18 protein-coding genes are annotated in these 20,097 nt (G+C 63.0%); 12 read left to right on the forward strand and 6 right to left on the reverse strand.

The annotated features are described in order from the left end of the window. The first annotated feature begins 46 nt into the window (after positions 1 to 46). Complete coding sequence (locus tag IFT44_RS16805; RefSeq protein ID WP_122480072.1) at positions 47 to 280, forward strand: DUF1161 domain-containing protein; 234 nt, start codon at positions 47 to 49, stop codon at positions 278 to 280. 50 nt (positions 281 to 330) lie between these two features. Here the strand turns inward: IFT44_RS16805 and IFT44_RS16810 are convergent, their stop codons facing one another. Together IFT44_RS16810 and IFT44_RS16815 are read right to left on the reverse strand one after the other, a co-directional pair. Continuing rightward, positions 331 to 744, reverse strand: a complete 414-nt coding sequence (locus IFT44_RS16810; RefSeq protein ID WP_122480073.1) for a PA0061/PA0062 family lipoprotein — start codon at positions 742 to 744, stop codon at positions 331 to 333. Positions 745 to 853: 109 nt separating this feature from the next. Then, positions 854 to 1,267, reverse strand: a complete 414-nt coding sequence (locus tag IFT44_RS16815; RefSeq protein ID WP_192176260.1) for a PA0061/PA0062 family lipoprotein — start codon at positions 1,265 to 1,267, stop codon at positions 854 to 856. An 83-nt stretch (positions 1,268 to 1,350) separates the two neighbouring features. Here IFT44_RS16815 and IFT44_RS16820 point away from each other — a divergent pair, with 83 nt between their 5' ends. Continuing rightward, positions 1,351 to 2,436: an aminopeptidase gene (locus tag IFT44_RS16820; RefSeq protein ID WP_192176261.1), complete on the forward strand. Its 1,086-nt coding sequence runs from the start codon at positions 1,351 to 1,353 to the stop codon at positions 2,434 to 2,436. Between the two features lie 213 nt (positions 2,437 to 2,649). On the opposite strand, the gene IFT44_RS16825 is transcribed toward IFT44_RS16820, so the two are convergent. Both IFT44_RS16825 and IFT44_RS16830 read right to left on the reverse strand, forming a co-directional pair. Then, positions 2,650 to 3,306 (reverse strand): HAD hydrolase-like protein, encoded by a 657-nt coding sequence (locus IFT44_RS16825; RefSeq protein ID WP_192176262.1) that lies wholly within the window; start codon positions 3,304 to 3,306, stop codon positions 2,650 to 2,652. Between the two features lie 4 nt (positions 3,307 to 3,310). Continuing rightward, entirely contained in the window at positions 3,311 to 3,856 is a 546-nt protein-coding gene (locus tag IFT44_RS16830) for a gamma carbonic anhydrase family protein (protein WP_122480077.1), read from the reverse strand. A 92-nt stretch (positions 3,857 to 3,948) separates the two neighbouring features. Here IFT44_RS16830 and prlC point away from each other — a divergent pair, with 92 nt between their 5' ends. The 6 genes from prlC (at position 3,949) to IFT44_RS16860 (ending at position 12,536) form a co-directional block, all read left to right on the forward strand. Next, positions 3,949 to 5,997 (forward strand): oligopeptidase A, encoded by a 2,049-nt coding sequence (prlC, locus tag IFT44_RS16835; protein WP_192176263.1) that lies wholly within the window; start codon positions 3,949 to 3,951, stop codon positions 5,995 to 5,997. Further along, positions 5,994 to 6,251 (forward strand): YheV family putative zinc ribbon protein, encoded by a 258-nt coding sequence (locus IFT44_RS16840; protein WP_043191945.1) that lies wholly within the window; start codon positions 5,994 to 5,996, stop codon positions 6,249 to 6,251. The genes prlC and IFT44_RS16840 overlap by 4 nt, the downstream gene beginning before the upstream one ends. Before the next feature lie 120 nt (positions 6,252 to 6,371). Beyond that, positions 6,372 to 8,441 (forward strand): M3 family metallopeptidase, encoded by a 2,070-nt coding sequence (locus IFT44_RS16845; RefSeq protein ID WP_192176264.1) that lies wholly within the window; start codon positions 6,372 to 6,374, stop codon positions 8,439 to 8,441. A 252-nt stretch (positions 8,442 to 8,693) separates the two neighbouring features. Further along, positions 8,694 to 9,425, forward strand: a complete 732-nt coding sequence (locus tag IFT44_RS16850; RefSeq protein WP_122480140.1) for a gluconate 2-dehydrogenase subunit 3 family protein — start codon at positions 8,694 to 8,696, stop codon at positions 9,423 to 9,425. Between the two features lies 1 nt (position 9,426). Continuing rightward, complete coding sequence (locus IFT44_RS16855; protein WP_122480080.1) at positions 9,427 to 11,211, forward strand: GMC family oxidoreductase; 1,785 nt, start codon at positions 9,427 to 9,429, stop codon at positions 11,209 to 11,211. Positions 11,212 to 11,222: 11 nt separating this feature from the next. Then, a complete protein-coding gene (locus IFT44_RS16860) occupies positions 11,223 to 12,536 on the forward strand; it encodes a c-type cytochrome (RefSeq protein ID WP_192176265.1) in 1,314 nt (437 codons plus the stop codon). Positions 12,537 to 12,681: 145 nt separating this feature from the next. Here the strand turns inward: IFT44_RS16860 and IFT44_RS16865 are convergent, their stop codons facing one another. Next, a complete protein-coding gene (locus IFT44_RS16865) occupies positions 12,682 to 13,368 on the reverse strand; it encodes a FadR/GntR family transcriptional regulator (RefSeq protein WP_192176266.1) in 687 nt (228 codons plus the stop codon). A 266-nt stretch (positions 13,369 to 13,634) separates the two neighbouring features. Here IFT44_RS16865 and IFT44_RS16870 point away from each other — a divergent pair, with 266 nt between their 5' ends. From IFT44_RS16870 to IFT44_RS16885, 4 genes are all read left to right on the forward strand, one after another. Further along, complete coding sequence (locus tag IFT44_RS16870) at positions 13,635 to 14,981, forward strand: MFS transporter (protein ID WP_425312016.1); 1,347 nt, start codon at positions 13,635 to 13,637, stop codon at positions 14,979 to 14,981. Between the two features lie 93 nt (positions 14,982 to 15,074). After that, positions 15,075 to 16,409: a glucarate dehydratase gene (gudD, locus tag IFT44_RS16875; protein WP_244647050.1), complete on the forward strand. Its 1,335-nt coding sequence runs from the start codon at positions 15,075 to 15,077 to the stop codon at positions 16,407 to 16,409. 407 nt (positions 16,410 to 16,816) lie between these two features. Beyond that, positions 16,817 to 17,524, forward strand: a complete 708-nt coding sequence (locus tag IFT44_RS16880) for a carbonic anhydrase (RefSeq protein WP_043191935.1) — start codon at positions 16,817 to 16,819, stop codon at positions 17,522 to 17,524. A 186-nt stretch (positions 17,525 to 17,710) separates the two neighbouring features. After that, positions 17,711 to 19,240: a SulP family inorganic anion transporter gene (locus tag IFT44_RS16885; RefSeq protein WP_122480085.1), complete on the forward strand. Its 1,530-nt coding sequence runs from the start codon at positions 17,711 to 17,713 to the stop codon at positions 19,238 to 19,240. Positions 19,241 to 19,305: 65 nt separating this feature from the next. Here the strand turns inward: IFT44_RS16885 and IFT44_RS16890 are convergent, their stop codons facing one another. Continuing rightward, on the reverse strand, positions 19,306 to 19,953 hold the full coding sequence (locus IFT44_RS16890; protein ID WP_192055216.1) for a hypothetical protein: 648 nt from the start codon (positions 19,951 to 19,953) through the stop codon (positions 19,306 to 19,308). Positions 19,954 to 20,097 lie beyond the last annotated feature (144 nt).

Consider the following 20,097-nt stretch of genomic DNA (forward strand, 5'->3'; position numbering starts at 1 on the left):
TTGCGCCCGGTTGCCGTACACTGCTCACTCACCTGGAGAATTGCCCATGAAACGATTCATTTTGGCGATGACATGCAGTGTCCTGGCAACCTCGGCGTCGGCTGCACCCGTGTCGTGCGAAGAATTGAAGGCCGAGATCGAAAAAAAGATCCAGGCGGCAGGCGTTGCGTCCTACACGCTGGAAATCGTCGACAATCTGGACGCCAAGGACCCGAGCATGGTGGTGGGTTCGTGCGACAACGGCACGCGCAAGATCATCTATCAGAAGAACGACACCTGATCCCGCGGCATCCGCTGCTGCCATTCAGTGGTGCACTGCTGCGCCTGGATTCAGGGAATGCAGTGAATCGCCCGATCTTCGGCAACAATCTCCCGGCTTGAATCGTACAGACGGGCACTGGCCTGCATGGCAATTGCCCTGCCCTCCAGGCGGTAGCGCTGGCCTGCCTTGAAGCCGTCATAGCGCACGGTCAGGTAGCAGGTACGGTCGAACGGGTCGTTGACCAGCCCGCCACCGGCGTACATTTCGTAGTCAAAACGCACTTCCAGCTCATGGCTGCCGGGATCTACCTGGAAGTAGCGGCCGTCATTGAGTTTGCGACCATCCAGACTTTCTGCCATGACCAGGCGACCGGTCGTGGTGAACATCTCGATCCAGGCCTTGCCAGGGTCAACGGCCGGCAACGGCGGATTGGCGCAGCCAGCAAGCGTGGCGAGGGTCAACAGGGCGAGCACGGCGCGCATGGAAGCTCCTTGGCTGCAGGAAGAAAGTGAGCAGGACAAAGGTCGAGTCTAGAAGCTTTGCGTCGGCGCTGCGAGTCGCCGCCGACGGTGGCCATGTTCAGGCCAGTGCTCAGGCGCTCTGGCAGCCCGCAGGTTGCGCCTGGCCTACCAGTTTGCGCTGCTCGTCGTAGAGCCTGGCCCACGGGCGAAAGCCGACGCTGCCGGCTTCCAGGAAATACCGCTGCCCCGCGTCGAAGCCGGCATAGGTGAGGTTCAGTTCGCAGTTGCGCCACAGCGGCGCGGGGACTGGGCCGATGTTGGTCGGCTGCACGGGGAACTGCAAGCGCACGGTCAGCTCATGGCTGCCGGGTTCGACTTCGAAATAACGGGTGTCGCCCCATTCCCGCTCGTCGACTTGCGTCGCCTGCAGGGCGTTGTGCCCCTTGGCCTGCAGATCGATCCAGGCCTGGTTGGGGTCCGGGTCGGGCAGACCGGCGCAGCCGGCAAGGGCCAGCATGCAGCCAGCAATGATCAATGCGCGCATGGAATTCTCCTGATGGGATCGTAAGATGCAGGGTCAGCGCCGATAACACCTGCTCGCTGGCGGGCCTGGCCATGGAAAACCACATGCATGAATTCGTTGTTGTTCGTCGTTCCATTCTTGCCGCACTCGACCGCGATTTGCGCGCTTTTGTTCCCCTGTGCTTGCTGTTCCTGCTCAGCGGTTGCACCAGCGTCGGCTATTACGGCCAGTTGATGCAGGGCCAGTGGCAGCTGTTGCAGGCGCGTGAGCCGGTGGCGCGGATCCTGGCCGACCCCTCGCGCGATCCTCGTCTGCGCGAGCAGTTGCAGCGTGCCCAGGCCGCTCGCGATTTCGCCAGCGTGCATCTGCACCTGCCGGACAACCGCAGCTATCGGCTGTATGCCGACATCGGTCGGCCGCTGGTGGTGTGGAACGTGTTCGCCACGCCCGAGTTTTCCCTCGCCCCGTTGACCCACTGCTTTCCCATCGCGGGGTGCGTTGCCTACCGCGGCTACTACAGCCAGTCCGGCGCGCGGGGCGAAGCGGCGCTGCAGAAGCTGGCGGGCCGGGATGTGTACATCGGCGGCGTCGAAGCCTACTCGACCTTGGGCTGGTTCGATGATCCGATTCTCAACACCATGCTGGGCTGGGGCGACGAGCGCCTGGCCACGCTGATCTTCCATGAGCTGGCGCATCAGCGCGTGTATGTGCAGGACGACACCGAGTTCAACGAGTCCTTCGCCACCTTCGTCGAGCAGGAGGGCACTCGGCAGTGGCGGGCCTGGCGCGGTTTGGCAAAGGCGGCAGGCACACCTGCACTACAACGTGAGCAGTTCACCCGGCTGGTGCTCGAGACCCGCGAACGCCTGGGTGCGCTGTACGCACAGCCGCTGTCGGCCGAGGCCATGCGCGCAGGCAAGGCTGCCGAGTTCGAGCACCTGCGCCGCGAGTATCGCCAGTTGCGCGATGGACGCTGGGGTGGCGACCGGCGTTTCGATGCCTGGATGAACGGGCCGATGAACAATGCCAAGCTGCTGCCGTTCGGATTGTACGACCAATGGGTGCCGGCGTTCGCCGGCCTGTTCCGGCAGGTCAATGGTGACTGGCGCGCGTTCTATGCCCAAGCGGAAAAACTGGGCAAGTTGCCGATGGACCAGCGCAGGACCGAGTTGAATCGGTTGGGCAGATGAGGTTTGCAGTGGTTTCGCGGGCCCTTTCGCGGCCACTGGCCGCTCCTACACGAAGCCTTGCGTAACCCGGTATCTATACCGCTGCACGAATCCCCGTAGGAGCGGCGACTGGCCGCTCCTACACGAAGCCTTGCGTAACCCGGTATCTGTACCGCTGCACGAACCCCTGTAGGAGCGGCCACTGGCCGCGAAGAGGCCCGCGCCTTCACCGCATCATCCCGCGCCTTGCAAAAACGCCTCATGCAGCGCCTGCAACGTGTCGAAATGATACGTCGGATTTTCCAGGACCAGCTCTTCCCGCGAGCCGAACCCATAGCCCACCGCCGCGCAATCCAGGCCATTGAGGCGGGCGCCTATCAGGTCATGCTTGCGGTCGCCGATCATCAAGGTCTGCGTCGGCTGCAGCCCTTCCTGCTCGAGGATATGAGCGATCAGTTGCACCTTGTCGGTTCGCGTGCCGTCGAGCTCGCTGCCGTAGATGACCTTGAAGTGCCTGGCGAAATCGAAATGGCGGGCGATTTCCCGGGCGAACTCCCAGGGTTTGGACGTGGCGATGTACAAATGCCGGTCCTGCGCCTGCAATGTTTCGAGCAGCGCGATGACACCGGCGAAGATCTGGTTTTCATACAGGCCCGTAACGCGGAAACGCTCTCGGTAGAAATTCACTGCCTGCCAGGCGCGGGCTTCGTCGAAACCATAGGCGTGCATGAACTGCTCCAGCAGGGGTGGGCCAATGAAATGCTCCAGGTTGCGCAGATCGGGTTCGTCGATGCCCAGTTTGGCCAAGGCATACTGGATGGAGCGGGTGATGCCCTCGCGCGGGTCGGTCAGGGTGCCGTCGAGGTCGAACAGGATATTTTGATAGTGCACGGAATCAGTCCTTGTCGAAGCCTTCGGCCAGGTGTTGGTCCTTGAGCTTCACGTAGTTGCCAGCGGTGTAGGTGAAGAACGCGCGTTCCTTGTCGGTCAGCGGCCGCGCCTGCCGAGCCGGGCTGCCCACGTACAGGAAGCCGCTGAGCAGGCGCTTGCCCGGCGGCACCAGGCTACCAGCGCCGATGATCACATCGTCCTCCACCACCGCCCCATCCATGACCGTGCTGCCCATGCCGACCAGGATGCGATTGCCCAGGGTGCAGCCATGCAGCATGACCTTGTGGCCGATGGTCACGTCGTCACCGATCAGCAACGGAAAACCGTCCGGATTGAACGGGCCGGCATGGGTGATGTGCAGCACACTGGCATCCTGCACGCTGGTGCGCTTGCCGATGCGGATGCGGTGCATGTCTGCGCGCACCACGGTCAGCGGCCAGATCGAACTATCGGCGCCGATCTCGACGTCGCCGATGACTACCGCCGAGCGGTCGACGAAGGCGCGTTCGCCAAGGCGCGGCGTATGCTGCTGGAATGTGCGAATAGCCACGATAGGCATCCTCTGTGTTGTCGATAGCTGCGGTGAATCGCAATTGTAATTAAGATGTCCCAGTGTTTCTTCAATAGCCAAGGTGTTTAACCGTGAGCGCGAATCCCCTTCTGCAGTCCTACGACCTGCCGCCGTTCTCGGCGATCCGTGCCGAGCACGTACAACCGGCGATTGAACAGATCCTGGCCGACAACCGCGCGGCCATTGCCCACATTCTGCAAACCCAGGGCAGCCAGCCTACCTGGGCCGGCCTGGTGCTGGCCATGGACGAGCTGAACGACCGCCTGGGCGCCGCCTGGAGCCCGGTCAGCCACCTCAATGCCGTGTGCAACAGTGCCGAACTGCGCCAGGCCTATGAAGCGTGCCTGCCAGCGCTCAGTGCCTACTCCACCGAGCTGGGCCAGAACCGCGAACTGTTCCAGGCTTTCGAAACCCTGGCCAACAGTCCTGAAGCTGCGAACTTCGACGTTGCCCAGAAGACCATTCTGGAGCACTCGCTGCGCGATTTCCGCCTGTCCGGTATCGATTTGCCGGTGGATCAGCAGCAGCGCTACGCACAGGTACAGAGCAAGCTCTCGGAACTGGGCAGCCGTTTCTCCAACCAGCTGCTCGATGCCACCCAGGCCTGGACCAAGCATGTTACCGACGAAGCGGCCCTGGCCGGGCTGACCGACTCGGCCAAGGCGCAGATGGCTGCGGCGGCGCAGGCCAAGGGCCTGGACGGCTGGCTGATCAGCCTCGAGTTCCCCAGCTACTACGCGGTCATGACCTACGCTCACGACCGTGCCCTGCGTGAAGAACTCTACGCGGCCTACTGCACCCGCGCGTCGGACCAAGGCCCCAATGCTGGCCAGAACGACAACACGCCGGTGATGCGCGAGATCCTCGACCTGCGCCAGGAGCTGGCGCAGCTGCTGGGCTACGCCAGCTATTCGGAGTTGAGCCTGGCCACCAAGATGGCCGAATCGACCGATCAGGTGTTGACCTTCCTGCGTGATCTGGCTCAGCGCAGCAAGCCGTTCGCAGCCCAGGATCTGGAACAGCTCAAAGCCTACGCCGCCGAACAGGGTTGTGCCGACCTGCAAAGCTGGGACAGCGGCTTCTATGGCGAAAAGCTGCGCGAACAGCGCTACAGCGTTTCCCAAGAGGCGCTGCGCGCCTACTTCCCCATCGACAAGGTGCTGGGCGGCCTGTTCGCCATCGTGCAGCGCCTGTACGGCATCGAGATCGCCGAGCAGAAAGGGTTCGACACCTGGCACCCCGACGTACGCCTGTTCGAGATCAAGGAAAACGGCCAGCACGTGGGCCGCTTCTTCTTCGATCTCTATGCGCGCGCCAACAAGCGCGGCGGCGCCTGGATGGACGGCGCGCGCGACCGGCGTCGCACCGAGGCCGGCGAGTTGCAGAGCCCGGTGGCCAATCTGGTGTGCAATTTCACCCCGGCCGATGCCGGCAAGCCCGCGCTGTTGACCCACGATGAAGTCACCACCCTGTTCCACGAGTTCGGCCATGGCCTGCACCACCTGCTGACGCGGGTCGAGCATGTGGGCGTCTCGGGTATCAACGGCGTGGCGTGGGACGCAGTCGAGTTGCCCAGCCAGTTCATGGAAAACTGGTGCTGGGAACCCGAAGGCCTGGCCCTGATCTCGGGTCACTATGAAACCGGCGAGCCATTGCCCCAGGACCTGCTGGAGAAGATGCTGGCGGCGAAGAACTTCCAGTCCGGCTTGATGATGGTCCGGCAGATCGAGTTCTCGCTGTTCGACTTCGAGTTGCATGCCTCCCACGGCGACGGCCGCAGCGTGATGGAAGTGCTCGACGGTGTCCGCGACGAGGTTTCGGTCATGCGTCCACCGGCCTACAACCGCTTTCCCAACAGCTTCGCGCACATCTTCGCCGGCGGCTACGCGGCCGGTTACTACAGCTACAAGTGGGCCGAAGTGCTGTCGGCCGACGCGTTCAGCAAGTTCGAGGAAGACGGCGTGCTCAACGCTGACACTGGCCGCGCGTTCCGCGAAGCCATTCTGGCCCGTGGTGGGTCGCAGGCACCGATGGTGCTGTTCGTCGACTTCCGCGGTCGCGAGCCCTCCATCGATGCGCTGCTGCGTCACAGCGGGTTGAGCGAGGAAGCGGCAGCATGATCACCAAGAAACGCTTCATCGCCGGGGCCGTCTGCCCGGCCTGCAGCGAGCCGGACAAGCTGATGATGTGGAGCGTGGACGAAGTCCCGCATCGCGAGTGCGTGGCCTGTGGCTACAGCGACACGCTGAACGCGCAGGGCCAGTCGGTGCCCAGCGAGCTGGGCACGCGGGTCAACAAGGTCGCCGTCAAGGTTGCCCGGCCCACGTCGCAACCGGTGCAGTTCTTTCCCAACCCCAAGCTCAAGAAGCCTTGAGCCAGGCGTGCCGTCGACTTGCCGCAAGGGCAGGCCGACGGCAATAGCCGGCTACCACGTCATGCTTCGTTCCCGTTCCTAGACTGGCGCGCCACTCAGGCGTCATTCAAGGAATCGAACATGACCGCTGCGCACCTCGCTGCACTCCCCGCCCTGCTTGCCGAAAACCCCCTGCTGGGCCATCACGATGTGATCCCCTACCACTTGATCAGGGCCGAACACGTCGAGCCGGCGATCGAGCATGTGATCCAGACCAACCTCCGGCAGCTGGCGCAATTGCTCCCCGAGCAGCTCGCGGCACCTACATGGGAAGGCTTGGTCAAGCCATTGGAAGACATGCACCAGCGCCTGCTGGCGGTGCTGCAGCCCGAACAATTGCTCAGTCGCCATCACCATCTCGCGGTGATCGACGCCTATGCGCGCTGTCGCGAACGAGTACAGGCCTATGAATTGGCCATCAAGCACAACCGTACCGTGCATGCCGTGCTGCAGCTGTTGCAGCAGAGCCCGCAGGCGCTCGATTTCGATCCAACCCAGCAGGCCGCATTGAGCCATGCGTTGCGTGCTTCGCGCCTGGCCGGGGTAGGCACCCAGCCGTCGATCCAGAAGCGCATTGGGCGTCTGCAGATGGAGCTGGCCGGGTTGTACCAAACCTTTGCCGACAACCTGAGTGCAGCCAGCGAAGCCGGGGCCCTGGCGTTCGACAACGAAACCGCCCTGGCAGGCATTGCTCCCGCGGTACTTGCCAGCATGGCGCTATGCGCGCGCGAGGCCGGCCAGTCGGGCTGGCGGCTGCCACTGGAGCTGCCGCTGGTGCTGGCGGTATTGAGCCAGGCTCATGACCGCGCGCTGCGCGAGCAGGTTTACCGCGCCTTCTACACCCAGGCTTCGGAGCAAGGCCCGCAGGCCGGAACCTATGACAATGGACCGGTGCTGCAACGCATCCTTGCCGCCCGCGCCGAGCTGGCCGAAGCGGGTGGCTATCGCAGCTATGCCTCGCTGGCCCAGGCCACGCGCATGTTCGACGAGGCCGCGGACGTGGAGCAGCTCTTGCTGCAATTGATCGACAAGGTCCGCCCTGCGGCGCAGGCGGAGTTCGCCCCGCTGCAGGAACTGGCCGCGCTGTTCGGAGTGCCGGCGCTGCAGCCCTGGGACTGCAATTACTATCAGGAGAAATACCTGCAGATCCATCATGGGGTGACAGAGCTCAAGGTGCGTGAGTACTTTCCCGTGCAGGCGGTGCTCGATGGGCTGCAGCGTCTGCTCGAGCAGCTGTTCGACGTGCAGTGGCTGCAATGCCCGCCAGCACCGCGCCAGCCTGCATCGGTGCACCTGATTCAACTCAGCGAGCAGGGACAGGTCTTGGGCCATATCTACCTGGACCTGCACACTCGGCCGAAGAAACGCGCGGGTGCCTGGATGGAAGCCCTGCGTGACCGCCACCGTTTCGCCGATGGTCGGCTGCAGCTGCCCATCGCCCACGTGGGGTGTGATTTCGCCGCCGACACGCCAGCGTTTCCCTGCCTGCTGAGCCTGGGCGACATCCAGACGTTCTTCCACGAGCTGGGGCATGCGCTGCACCATGTACTGACCCGCATCGACCATGGCTGCGTCTCTGGCATCAAGGGCGTGGCCGAAGATGCGGTGGAATTGCCCAGCGGCGTGTTCGAGCACTGGGCCATGCAGCCTGAAGTTCTGCAATCGATGTCGCGACATCACCGGACCGGCGAAGCCATCGGTACCGCCTTCGTCGAGCGGGCGCTCGCCGCCCAGGCGCGCTTTCGTGCCCAGGCCCTGCTGTGGCAACTCGAATACGCTCTGGTCGACTATCGCCTGCACAGCCACAGCGACACGCTGTCGGCGCAGCAGATTGGCGAACAGGTGCTGGAGCAGACGCAGATCGTCCGTCATCCGCCCTATGTTCGTTGGCTCAACACTTTCGCCCATCTGTTCACCGGTGCCGACTACGCCGCCGGGTACTACAGCTATGTCTGGGCGCAGGTGCTGGCCGCTCATCTGTTCGCCCGCTTCAAGCGTGAGGGGCTGTTCTCGAGTCAGGTCGGCGGGGATTTCGAACGTTTGATTCTGGCATCGGGAGGGACGCGACCTTTTGCGGAACTGGTCGAGAGCTTCGCTGGCAGCGAGCCGGGTATCGAAGCGCTGCTGCTCGATCTGAGCATCAAGACGTGAGCCGTTCGGGCAACGACAGAGGTGAAGACTGAGCACAGGTAGGCTGAAACCGGTTTCATTTGCCGTCACAAATGGATACATTTATCGGCTGAACCGTCAGGGCGGCATTTTGCCGCGCCTGGCTTCGTGCCGAATGTGTCGCGTCTGCGCCTTCAACAAAGCACCACCCGCCTCCGGCCGCGTGGTGCAACGAACACGTACCGCTGGGCTGCGCATCGATAAAACCGTATCGAACAGCTGATGAGAACCTTGATGTCCGAGCAAGAAAACAACCCGCGCCGGGATTTTCTGCGCAAAACCCTGACCCTCATTCCGGTGGTGACCGTTGCCAGCAGTGGCCTGGGCGTCGCTGCCCTGACTGCCAATGCCAACGCCGATACTCGCTCGCCAGCCCCCGCGCCTGCCGCCGACTACCAGCCGTCATTTTTCACCGCTGAAGAATGGGCGTTCGTCCAAGCCGCAGTGGCTCGCTTGATTCCGGCGGACGATCTGGGCCCCGGTGCTCTGGAAGCCGGAGCGGCAGAATTCATCGACCGCCAGATGAACACGCCCTACGCCACCGGCGCGCTGTGGTACATGCAGGGTCCATTCGTCACCGACGCCGCGCCGCAAATGGGCTATCAGCTGCAGTTGGTGCCACAGCAGATCTATCGCTTGGGCATCGCTGCCACGGACACCTGGTGCAAGGCTCAATCAGGTAAAAGCTTTGCCGAGCAAGACAGCGCTACCCAGGAGCGTATTCTCAGCAAGATCGAAGCAGGGGAGCTGGTTTTCGAGGAATTGCCAGCTACGGCGTTTTTCAGTCTGATGCTGCAGAACACCCGCGAAGGCTTCTTCTGCGACCCGGTGCATGGTGGCAACAAAGGCATGGTCGGCTGGACGCAGATCGGTTTTCCCGGCGCCCGCGCCGATTTCATGGATTGGGTGGAACGCAACGAGCAATACCCTTTCCCGGCAGTATCGATTCGCGGCGAGAGGGCCTGACATGGCAACGGTAATGAAGAAGGTCGACGCGGTCATCGTCGGGTTCGGCTGGACCGGCGCGATCATGGCCAAGGAGCTCACCGAGGCGGGCCTCAACGTGGTCGCGCTGGAGCGCGGCCCGATGCAGGACACCTACCCCGACGGCAGTTATCCACAGGTGATCGACGAGCTGACCTACAGCGTGCGCAAGAAGCTGTTCCAGGACATCTCCAAGGAAACCGTGACCATCCGTCACAGCGTCAACGACGTCGCCCTGCCCAACCGTCAGTTGGGTGCGTTTCTGCCAGGCAAAGGCGTCGGCGGTGCCGGCCTGCATTGGTCCGGCGTGCATTTCCGGGTCGATCCCATCGAGCTGCGCATGCGCAGCCACTACGAAGAGCGCTACGGCAAGCAGTTCATTCCCAAGGACATGACCATCCAGGATTTCGGCGTCAGCTATGAAGAGCTGGAACCGTTCTTCGATTTTGCCGAAAAAGTCTTCGGCACCTCGGGTCAGGCCTGGACGGTGAACGGGGTGCGTGTCGGCGAAGGCAAGGGTGGCAACCCGTATGCCCCGGATCGTTCCAACCCTTTCCCGCTGGCCTCGCAGAAGAACACCGTGTCGGCGCAGCTGTTCCAGAAGGCTGCGGCCGAGGTCGGTTACAAGCCGTACAACCTGCCCTCGGCCAATACCTCGGGGCCGTATACCAACCCCTATGGTGCGCAGATGGGCCCCTGCAACTTCTGCGGCTTCTGCAGCGGCTATGTCTGCTACATGTATTCCAAGGCGTCACCGAACGTGAACATTCTGCCGGCGTTGCGTCAGGTCGACACCTTCGAGCTGCGCACCAATGCCCACGTGCTGCGGGTCAACCTGGACAGCAGCAAGCGCAAGGCAACCGGGGTGACCTACGTCGATGCCCAGGGCCGTGAGGTCGAGCAACCGGCGGACCTGGTGATCCTCGCAGCCTTCCAGTTCAACAACGTGCGCTTGATGCTGCTCTCCGGCATCGGCCAGCCTTACGACCCCAAGACCGGCGAAGGTGTGGTCGGCAAGAATTTCGCCTATCAGAACATGGCCACCATCAAGGCTTTCTTCGACAAGGACACCCACACCAACAACTTCATCGGTGCCGGTGGCAACGGCGTGGCGTTCGACGACTTCAACGCCGACAACTTCGACCATGGCCCCCATGGCTTCGTCGGCGGCTCGCCGATGTGGGTCAACCAGGCCGGCAGCCGGCCCATCGCCGGCACGGCCAATCCACCCGGTACGCCTGCCTGGGGCAGTGCCTGGAAGAAGGCCACTGCCGACTACTACACCCATCAGGTGTCGATGGATGCCCACGGCGCCCATCAGTCCTATCGCGGCAACTACCTGGACCTGGACCCGGTGTACCGCGATGCCTATGGCCTGCCGTTGCTGCGCATGACCTTCGACTGGCAGGAAAACGACATCAAGATGAACCGCTTCATGGTCGAGAAAATGAGCAAGGTCGCCCAGGCCATGAACCCCAAGGCCATTGCCCTGCTCGGCAAGAAGGTCGGCGAGCATTTCAACACTGCCTCCTACCAGACCACCCACCTCAACGGCGGCGCGATCATGGGCACCGACCCCAAGACCAGCGCGATCAACCGCTATCTGCAGTGCTGGGATGTGCCTAACGTGTTCGTTCCAGGCGCCTCGGCCTTTCCTCAGGGCCTTGGCTACAACCCCACTGGCTTGGTGGCGGCATTGACCTACTGGTCGGCGCGGGCCATTCGCGAGCAGTACCTGAAGAACCCCGGCCCGCTGGTGCAGGCATAAGGAGCGCAGAGATGAACGTTATCCAGATCGCTGCGTTGACCTTGCTGGCCTGCCTGTCGACCAGTCTGCCGGCCTGGGCCGCCGAGCCCGACGACGCCCTGATCGAGCAGGGTCGCTACCTGGCCCGTGCCGGTGATTGCGTGGCTTGCCATACCGCCAAGGGCGGTGCGCCATTCGCGGGTGGACTGGGCATGGAAACCCCGATCGGCACGGTCTACTCGACCAATATCACGCCGCACGGCGACGGCATCGGCAATTACAGTTTCGACGACTTCGACAAGGCCGTGCGCCACGGCATCGGCAAGAGCGGCAGCAGCCTGTACCCGGCCATGCCCTACCCGTCGTATGCGCGGGTCAGCGATGCCGACATGCAGGCCCTGTATGCCTACTTCATGAAGGGGGTGGCGCCGGTGGCCGAGCCGAACAAGGCCACCGACATTCCCTGGCCGTTGAGCATGCGCTGGCCTTTGGCGATCTGGCGTGGTCTGTTCGCGCCCAAGGTCAGTGCCTATCAGCCACCGCCGGGCTCGGATCCGGTGATCAGCCGCGGCGCCTATCTGGTCGAAGGGCTCGGGCACTGCGGCGCCTGCCATACGCCGCGGGCGATCACCATGCAGGAGAAGGCCCTGAGCGCCGCCGACAGCGCCGACTTTCTTGCTGGCAGCGCACCGCTCGAAGGCTGGATCGCCAAGAGCCTGCGCGGCGATCACAAGGACGGCCTGGGCAGCTGGAGCGAAGAGCAACTGGTGCAGTTTCTCAACACCGGCCGCAGCGACCGCAGCGCGGTGTTCGGCGGCATGAGCGACGTAGTCGAGCACAGCATGCAGTACATGAGCCATGAAGACCTGACCGCAATTGCCCGCTACCTGAAGACGCTTCCGGCAGTGGACCGGGCCGACAAGCCGCATGAATACGATGCGCGCGTGGCCGATGCGCTGTGGAAGGGCGACGACAGCAAGGTCGGCGCCGGGCTGTACATCGACAACTGCGCAGCCTGTCATCGGACCGATGGCCAGGGCTATACCCGGGTGTTCCCGGCCTTGGCCGGCAACCCGGTGCTGCAGACCGAGGATGCCAGTTCGTTGATCCATATCGTACTGGCCGGGGGCACGTTGCCAGCGACGCACACGGCGCCGTCGACGTTCACCATGCCTGCCTTCGCCTGGCGCCTGTCCGACCAGGAAGTGGCCGACGTGGTGAACTTCATCCGCACCAGCTGGGGCAATCAGGGCTCGGCGGTGTCGGCCAGCGACGTCAAGCAGATGCGCGGTGACGACATGAAACACACTTCCGGCGATGACCTGGGCCAGTCCACCAGCCATTGATCGAGGCAGCCGGCCTCTTCGCGGACAGAGGGCTCGCCGCCCGCCCCGCTCCCACAGGTATGTGAATGGGTGACCATCCTTGTGGGAGCGGGTCTCTGCCCGCGAAAGGGCCTCACTGACACCCTTCAGTAAAAAGGTGTCCCCTTCAATCGGCATTGAAACGATCACGGCTGTTGCTCAAATGCAGCCACATCGCCGCCCGCGCCGCGTCGGCATCCTGCTTGCGAATGGCCTGGTAGATCGCTTCATGCTCGAGGTTCGCCAACTGCCCTAGCTGGGACAGATCGGCGTCACCTTTCTCCAGCGCATTCAGACGAGTGCGCGGGATCATCGCATCGCCCAGGTGCTGCATGATGTCGGTGAAATACGTATTGCCGGTCGCCTCGGCAATCAGTTGATGAAAGCGTTTGTCTTCCTCCACGCAACTGTCGTTGTTGGCCAGCGAGCGTTGATAGTCATCCAGCGCCTTGCGCATGCGTTCCAGTTGAGCGTCGCTACGACGCTTGGCCGCCAAAGCCGCCGCCTGGGTTTCCAGGCCCAGGCGCAATTCCAGGATGCCGCGCACGCTGAGCGCCGTATCCACGTTCAAGCGCAGGCCATGGGCCGGCTCGCGCTGCAACACGAAGGTGCCGACGCCATGCCGGGCCTCCACCAGCCCGGACGCCTGCAAGCGTGATAAAGCTTCGCGCACCACGGTCCTGCTGACCCCGTGCTCGGCCACGATGGCGCCCTCCGACGGCAGTTTGGCCCCTGGCGCCAAGGTGCCCAGGCGGATCTGCTGGCTCAAGGCCTCGACCAGCACATGGGCCAGGCTGTTGGGTCGCTTGGACATCGATGAGCCCCCCTCGAGGAAAAGTCCGATCATACCTTGGGTGTATCACTCAGGCATTGCGCGGGGCTCGGTACGGGTTTCGCGGAATGACCATCGACATCGCCACCTGCTCGCCAAGATGTATGACAACGACGGATGGCATGCTTAAAGCCTGCATAAGCGTTGAGTTTGAATCATGCTGAGTTGTATGATGTCTGCCGACCGAGCACACAGCTGCCGCTCGATCCACACACTACCCGCATAAAAACAATCAGTGGGAGATTTGAATTGTGAGCAATTCAAACGTTGCAACCGGCGATGCCGTCCTGGCCCGCGCCGTCTCGAAAGTGAAGCGTCACGTACTTCCGCTGTTCGTCATCATGTTTATCGTCAACTACATCGATCGGGTCAACATCGGCTTCGTGCGCACGCACCTGGAGCATGACCTGGGCATCGGTGCGGCAGCCTACGGATTCGGCGCCGGGTTATTCTTCATCGGCTATGCCCTGTTCGAAGTGCCGTCCAACATGCTGTTGCAGAAAGTCGGCGCACGGGTCTGGCTGACGCGGATCATGTTCACCTGGGGCATCGTCGCGACGATGATGGCGTTCATTCAGAACGAAACCCATTTCTACATCCTGCGCTTTCTGCTGGGGATCGCCGAAGCCGGTTTCTTCCCGGGGGTGATCTACTACTTCACCCGCTGGTTGCCTGGGGTCGAGCGTGGCAAGGCGATTGCGATTTTCCTCAGCGGTTCGGCCCTGGCCTCGCTGATTTCCGGGCCACTGGCCGGTGCCCTGTTGCAGATCGAAGGGCTGGGCATGCACGGCTGGCAGTGGATGTTCCTGATCGAAGGCCTGGCCTCGGTGCTGTTGTGCTTCTTTGTCTGGTTCTGGCTGGATTCCAGGGTTCACGACGCCAAATGGCTGACCCAGGAAGAGAAAGACACGCTGGTGGGCGAGATTGACCGCGAACAGCGCGAACGTGATGCCATGCACACCGTCAAGCCTACCTTGGGCACCCTGCTCAGGGATCGCCAGATCCTGCTGTTCTGCCTGATCTACTTCTGCATCCAGCTGACCATCTATGCGGCGACCTTCTGGCTGCCCAGCATCATCAAGAAAATGGGCGGCCTGGACGACCTGCAGGTGGGCTTCCTCAACTCCATACCCTGGCTGATCTCGATCATTGCCATGTACGGCTTCGCGGCCCTGTCCGGCAAGTTCAAATTCCAGCAGGCGTGGGTGGCCACGGCCTTGCTGATCGCCGCCGCCGGGATGTTCATGTCGACCACCGGTGGGCCGGTGTTCGCCTTCGTCGCCGTGTGTTTCGCCGCGATCGGTTTCAAGTCGGCCTCGTCGCTGTTCTGGCCGATTCCCCAGGCGTACCTGGATGCACGCATCGCTGCGGCGGTGATCGCTCTGGTCAACTCGGTGGGCAACCTGGGTGGCTTCGTCGCACCGGCCACCTTCGGCTTTCTGGAGCAGAGCACGGGCTCCATTCAGGGCGGGCTGTACGGCCTGGCCGGTACCTCAGTGCTGGCCGCGATCGTGGTGTTCTTCGCGCGTACCCAGCCCAAGCCCGGCAAGCCTGCCAACGGCCTGGCCGAACCCGCGCAGGCCCGGTCGCTCTGACGGGCACGCCGGCCTGCACTGTTTTCGCCAGGCCCATGCGGCGCCTGGCGTGGATTCAATGACAAGGACAACAACATGGAGAAGGAAAACAATATGACCGCGCACAACGCTCCTGTCGTCACCAGCCTGCAAGTCATCCCGGTTGCCGGGCACGACAGCATGCTGCTCAATCTCAGCGGCGCCCACGGCCCGTTCTTCACCCGCAACATCGTGATTCTCAAGGATAGTGCGGGTAACACCGGGGTTGGCGAGGTGCCTGGGGGCGAGCGCATTCGTGAAACCCTGGAAGACGCCCGCAGCCTGGTGGTGGGCCAGCCCATCGGCCAGTACCAGCAGATCCTCAACCGCATGCGCACCACCTTCGCCGCCCGTGACAGCGCCGGGCGGGGCCTGCAGACCTTCGACCTGCGCATCACCATTCATGCCGTGACGGCCATGGAAGCCGCCCTGCTCGACCTGCTCGGGCAGTTTCTCGAGGTGCCAGTGGCGGCGCTGCTGGGTGAAGGCCAGCAGCGCGACGCCGTGAAGATGCTGGGCTACCTGTTCTACGTCGGTGATCGTGGTCAGACCGACCTGGCCTACCGCAGCGAGCCGGACGCCGGCGACGACTGGAGCCGCCTGCGCCATGAAAAGGCAATGACCCCCGAGGCGGTCGTGCGATTGGCCGAAGCGGCCAAGGCCAAGTACGGCTTCAATGACTTCAAGCTCAAGGGTGGCGTGCTGCGCGGTGCCGAGGAGATCGAGGCGGTGACGGCACTGGCCGAGCGCTTCCCCGAGGCGCGCATCACCCTGGACCCCAACGGTGCCTGGTCATTGAAGGAGGCGATCGGCCTGTGCCGTGACCAGCACCATGTGCTGGCCTACGCCGAGGACCCATGCGGCGCGGAGAACGGCTACTCGGGGCGTGAAGTCATGGCCGAGTTCCGCCGTGCCACCGGCCTGCCCACCGCCACCAACATGATTGCCACCGATTGGCGCGAGATGGGCCATGCCATTCAGCTGCAGTCGGTGGACATCCCGCTGGCCGACCCACATTTCTGGACCATGCAGGGGTCGGTGCGGGTGGCGCAGATGTGCAACGACTGGGGGCTGACCTGGGGCTCGCACTCCAACAATCATTTCGACATTTCCCTGGCCATGTTCACCCAGGTGGCGGCTGCGGCGCCGGGTGAGATCACCGCGATCGACACGCACTGGATCTGGCAGGACGGCCAGCGTCTGACCAAAGAGCCGCTGCAGATCGTCGATGGCTTCGTCAAGGTGCCGGCCAAACCGGGGCTGGGCGTGGACATCGACATGGACGAAGTGGCCAAGGCCCACGAGCTGTACAAGGCCAAGGGCCTCGGCGCGCGCGATGACGGCATCGCCATGCAATACCTGATCTCGGGTTGGCAGTTCGACAACAAGCGTCCCTGCCTGGTGCGTTGAACCGCCAGCTGCACCGTATGCCCTCATGACGCGGCTTGCGCCGCTGCTACAGCCGACACCGGAGCGGCTTGCACCGTGGTTGCGGATCGCATGATCCCTGTAGCAGCGGCGCGAGCCGCGTCGGCGGTCCATGTGGTGCATCTGGGAAAACGCGGTGACGCCTGACGCGGCTTGCGCCGCTGCTACAGGGACCGCGTGCTCCTGTAACACCGTTCATCGTCTCGACAACCCTCATCCCCGCGCAATAGACGCCTCGATTCAGGTTCAGTTAAGTTTTCACCGGTAGGGTTAGTGACAAATGACTCACGAGTCATAATCCTGTGTGAATCGTCTCATCCAGCCATGAGCTGTGGGAATTTTTACCCGGTAAACTGGGAACCATCTCAAATCCAGCAAGAGGATGAATCATGAGCGACAAGGATCCTACACCGAGCCATGCCGATACGGCTGAAGCCTCCCTGAAGCAGATCGTCGACGGCTTCCTGCATTTCCATCATGACGTCTTCCCCCAGCAACAGGAATTGTTCAAGAAGCTTGCCACTGCGCAAGCGCCACGGGCCATGTTCATCACCTGTGCAGACTCGCGAATCGTCCCTGAACTGATCACCCAAAGCTCCCCCGGCGACCTGTTCGTCACCCGCAACGTCGGTAACGTCGTGCCACCCTACGGGCAAATGAACGGCGGCGTTTCCACAGCGCTTGAATACGCCATCCTGGCGCTGGGCGTGCAGCACGTCATCGTCTGCGGCCACTCCGACTGCGGCGCCATGCGTGCCGTGCTCAACCCGGCTTCGCTTGAAAAGATGCCAACGGTCAAGGCCTGGCTGCGCCATTCGGAAGTGGCCCGCACGGTCGTCGAAGACAACTGCAACTGCGCCAACGAAGCCGAAAGCATGAAAGTGCTGACCGAAGAAAACGTTATTTCCCAGCTGCAGCACCTGCGCACGCACCCATCGGTAGCCTCGCGCATGGCCAGCGGCCAGTTGTTCATCCACGGTTGGATCTACAACATCGAAACCAGCGAGATCAAGGCCTACGACGCCGAACAGGACTGCTTCCGTCCCCTCGACAGAATGACTACGACCCCGAGCGCGACGCCCAAGGGCCGGTTCTAGGTAGCCGCGTCATTCGTATGACAGGGCCCGCCTGGCCGTAATCTGTCGACAGCACACCTCATCGTTCGCTTGCCGAATCCACTTGTACCCAGCCGCGTTGGCTGGGCCGCAGGGGATTGGGCAGGCACGCTGCTGCCTGTCGAAAAGTGCGGCCCGGCTCGCCTGAATGCTTGCAGGAGATTGAACGTGAATATTGCACAGATGAAAGCAGTGTTGCCGCGCGAGTTGCTCGCCTCGGTCGTGGTGTTTCTGGTTGCGCTGCCGTTGTGCATGGGTATCGCCATCGCCTCGGGAATGCCGCCTTCCAAAGGCCTGATCACCGGCATCATCGGCGGTATCGTGGTCGGATTCCTGGCCGGGTCGCCGTTGCAGGTCAGTGGTCCCGCCGCCGGCCTGGCGGTGTTGGTCTTCGAGCTGGTTCGCCAGCATGGCATGGCCATGCTCGGGCCGATCCTGCTGCTGGCCGGCCTGCTGCAACTGTTGGCCGGGCGCTTCAAGCTCGGCTGCTGGTTCCGCGTCACCGCACCGGCAGTGGTCTACGGCATGCTCGCCGGCATCGGCGTACTGATCGTGCTGTCCCAGGTGCATGTAATGCTCGACCGGGCGCCGCAACCCTCGGGCTTGAGCAACCTGATCGAATTTCCCGCCGTGGTCGGCCAGGCCATCCCCAGCATCGGTGGCGGGCTGGGCTGGCAGGCTGGCTTGCTGGGCCTGCTGACCATTGCCGTGATGTATGCGTGGGAAAAGCTGCGCCCGCAAAAACTGCGCTTCGTGCCCGGTGCCTTGCTCGGTGTAGGCCTGGCGACGGGCCTCAGCCTGTTCTTCGCGATGCCGGTCAAGCGTGTCGAAGTGCCGGCGAACCTGGCGGAAGCCATCGACTGGCTACGCCCGGCAGACCTGCTCAACCTGGCCGATCCTGCCCTGCTCATCGCCGCGATCGCCGTGGCCTTCATCGCCAGTGCCGAAACCCTGCTCTCGGCAGCAGCGGTCGACCGCATGCACAACGGCCAGCGTTCGGATTTCGACCGCGAGCTGTCGGCACAAGGTGTAGGCAACATGCTCTGCGGCATTCTGGGCGCGCTGCCCATGACCGGCGTGATCGTGCGCAGCTCGGCCAATGTCCAGGCCGGCGCACAGACACGCATGTCGGCGATCCTGCACGGTGTCTGGCTGCTGGGGTTCGTGGTTTTGCTGTCCAGCCTGCTGCAAAGCATCCCGGTCGCTAGCCTGGCGGGCGTGCTGGTCTTCACCGGCGTCAAGCTGGTCGACTTCAAGGCCTTCAAGGGCCTGGGCCGCTACGGCCGGATGCCGATGTTTACCTACGCGGCCACGGCGCTGGCAATCGTCTTCACCGACCTGCTCACCGGTGTGCTGCTGGGTTTCGCCCTGACCTTGCTGAAGCTGGCCTTCAAGGCGGCACGTCTGAAGATCACCCTGATCGACCAGGCACCGGGTGAAGTGGAATTGCGCATGGTGGGCTCGGCGACCTTTCTCAAGGTACCGGCCCTGACCAAGGCCCTGGCGAGCATTCCGGAGGGTACGACCGTGCATGTGCCACTGGCCGGGTTGAACTACATCGACCACTCATGCCTGGAGCTGCTGGAAGACTGGGGTCGGGCCAACCAGAGCAAGGGCTCGCGGATGGTCATCGAAAGCCGCGGGCTGAAGCGGCGTATCGAGGGTCGGCTGCGCACCACGGCAGGCTTCGGCAGCTAGCACGACCGCGCAGACCGGCTGCACGGGGCCTGGCGACGACCGCTCGCCAGGCCCCGTGCAGGCCCTCAGGAACTGGCTGAGTTCAGGTCCAGGCCAATACCCAGGCGCCGCGACATGCACGGCCATTGCTGCCACGCCGCGCCGGTTTCAGGGCTGATCAGCTTGTCGCGATAGGCCAGCACCGACGGCAGCTCGAAGCGCTCGTCACAGAGCATCTGAGCCATCGAGTGATGCACGACTTCATCCAGCTGGTTGGCGAACGTTTCACCGATCAACTGGTGAGCGATCAGGTTGGCCACGGTCATGTCCAGCGGTATCAGTGGCTGGCCCAGGTGGCGGATGTACAGGTCGTTCACTTCCTCGACCAGGCGATGCGCCAGGTAGGCTTCGTCGAGCAGGCCATCCAGCCCCTCCTGGCCGGCCACAATTCCGGGCGGACGCAGAAAATACTCCTCGGCTATCTTCAGTACCGGTTTGATCTGCGACTCGATTCCGGCCTTGCCGGCGACTTCGCTGGCCGCATCGAGCAACTGCGGGACTTCCTCGATGTAGGCGCTGACGAAGCGCCACAAAGCGACACCACCGCCCTCGGCCAGGTCGATGGCCGGGTGCAGCTGCGGCAACTGTTTTTCCAGGCGTTGATGCAGGTGGCCGGTAGCGGCCTCGTGTTCGGTTGCACGTTGAATCTGCTCGCGCAATGCGGCGGTGTTCATGAAGGCTCCAGGCGAGTGTCACGCAAGTGAAGTGGGAACGATAGCTGGCCCATCGGGAAGGCTAAGACGCATTTGTCATAATCAGGACACATTTCATAACGGCGCTTGACCACTACCCTCGCTGCGGCTCGCCTGATAACGTCG

The sequence above is a fragment of the Pseudomonas sp. CFBP 13710 genome, from assembly GCF_014842235.1.
Lineage (GTDB): Bacteria > Pseudomonadota > Gammaproteobacteria > Pseudomonadales > Pseudomonadaceae > Aquipseudomonas > Aquipseudomonas baltica.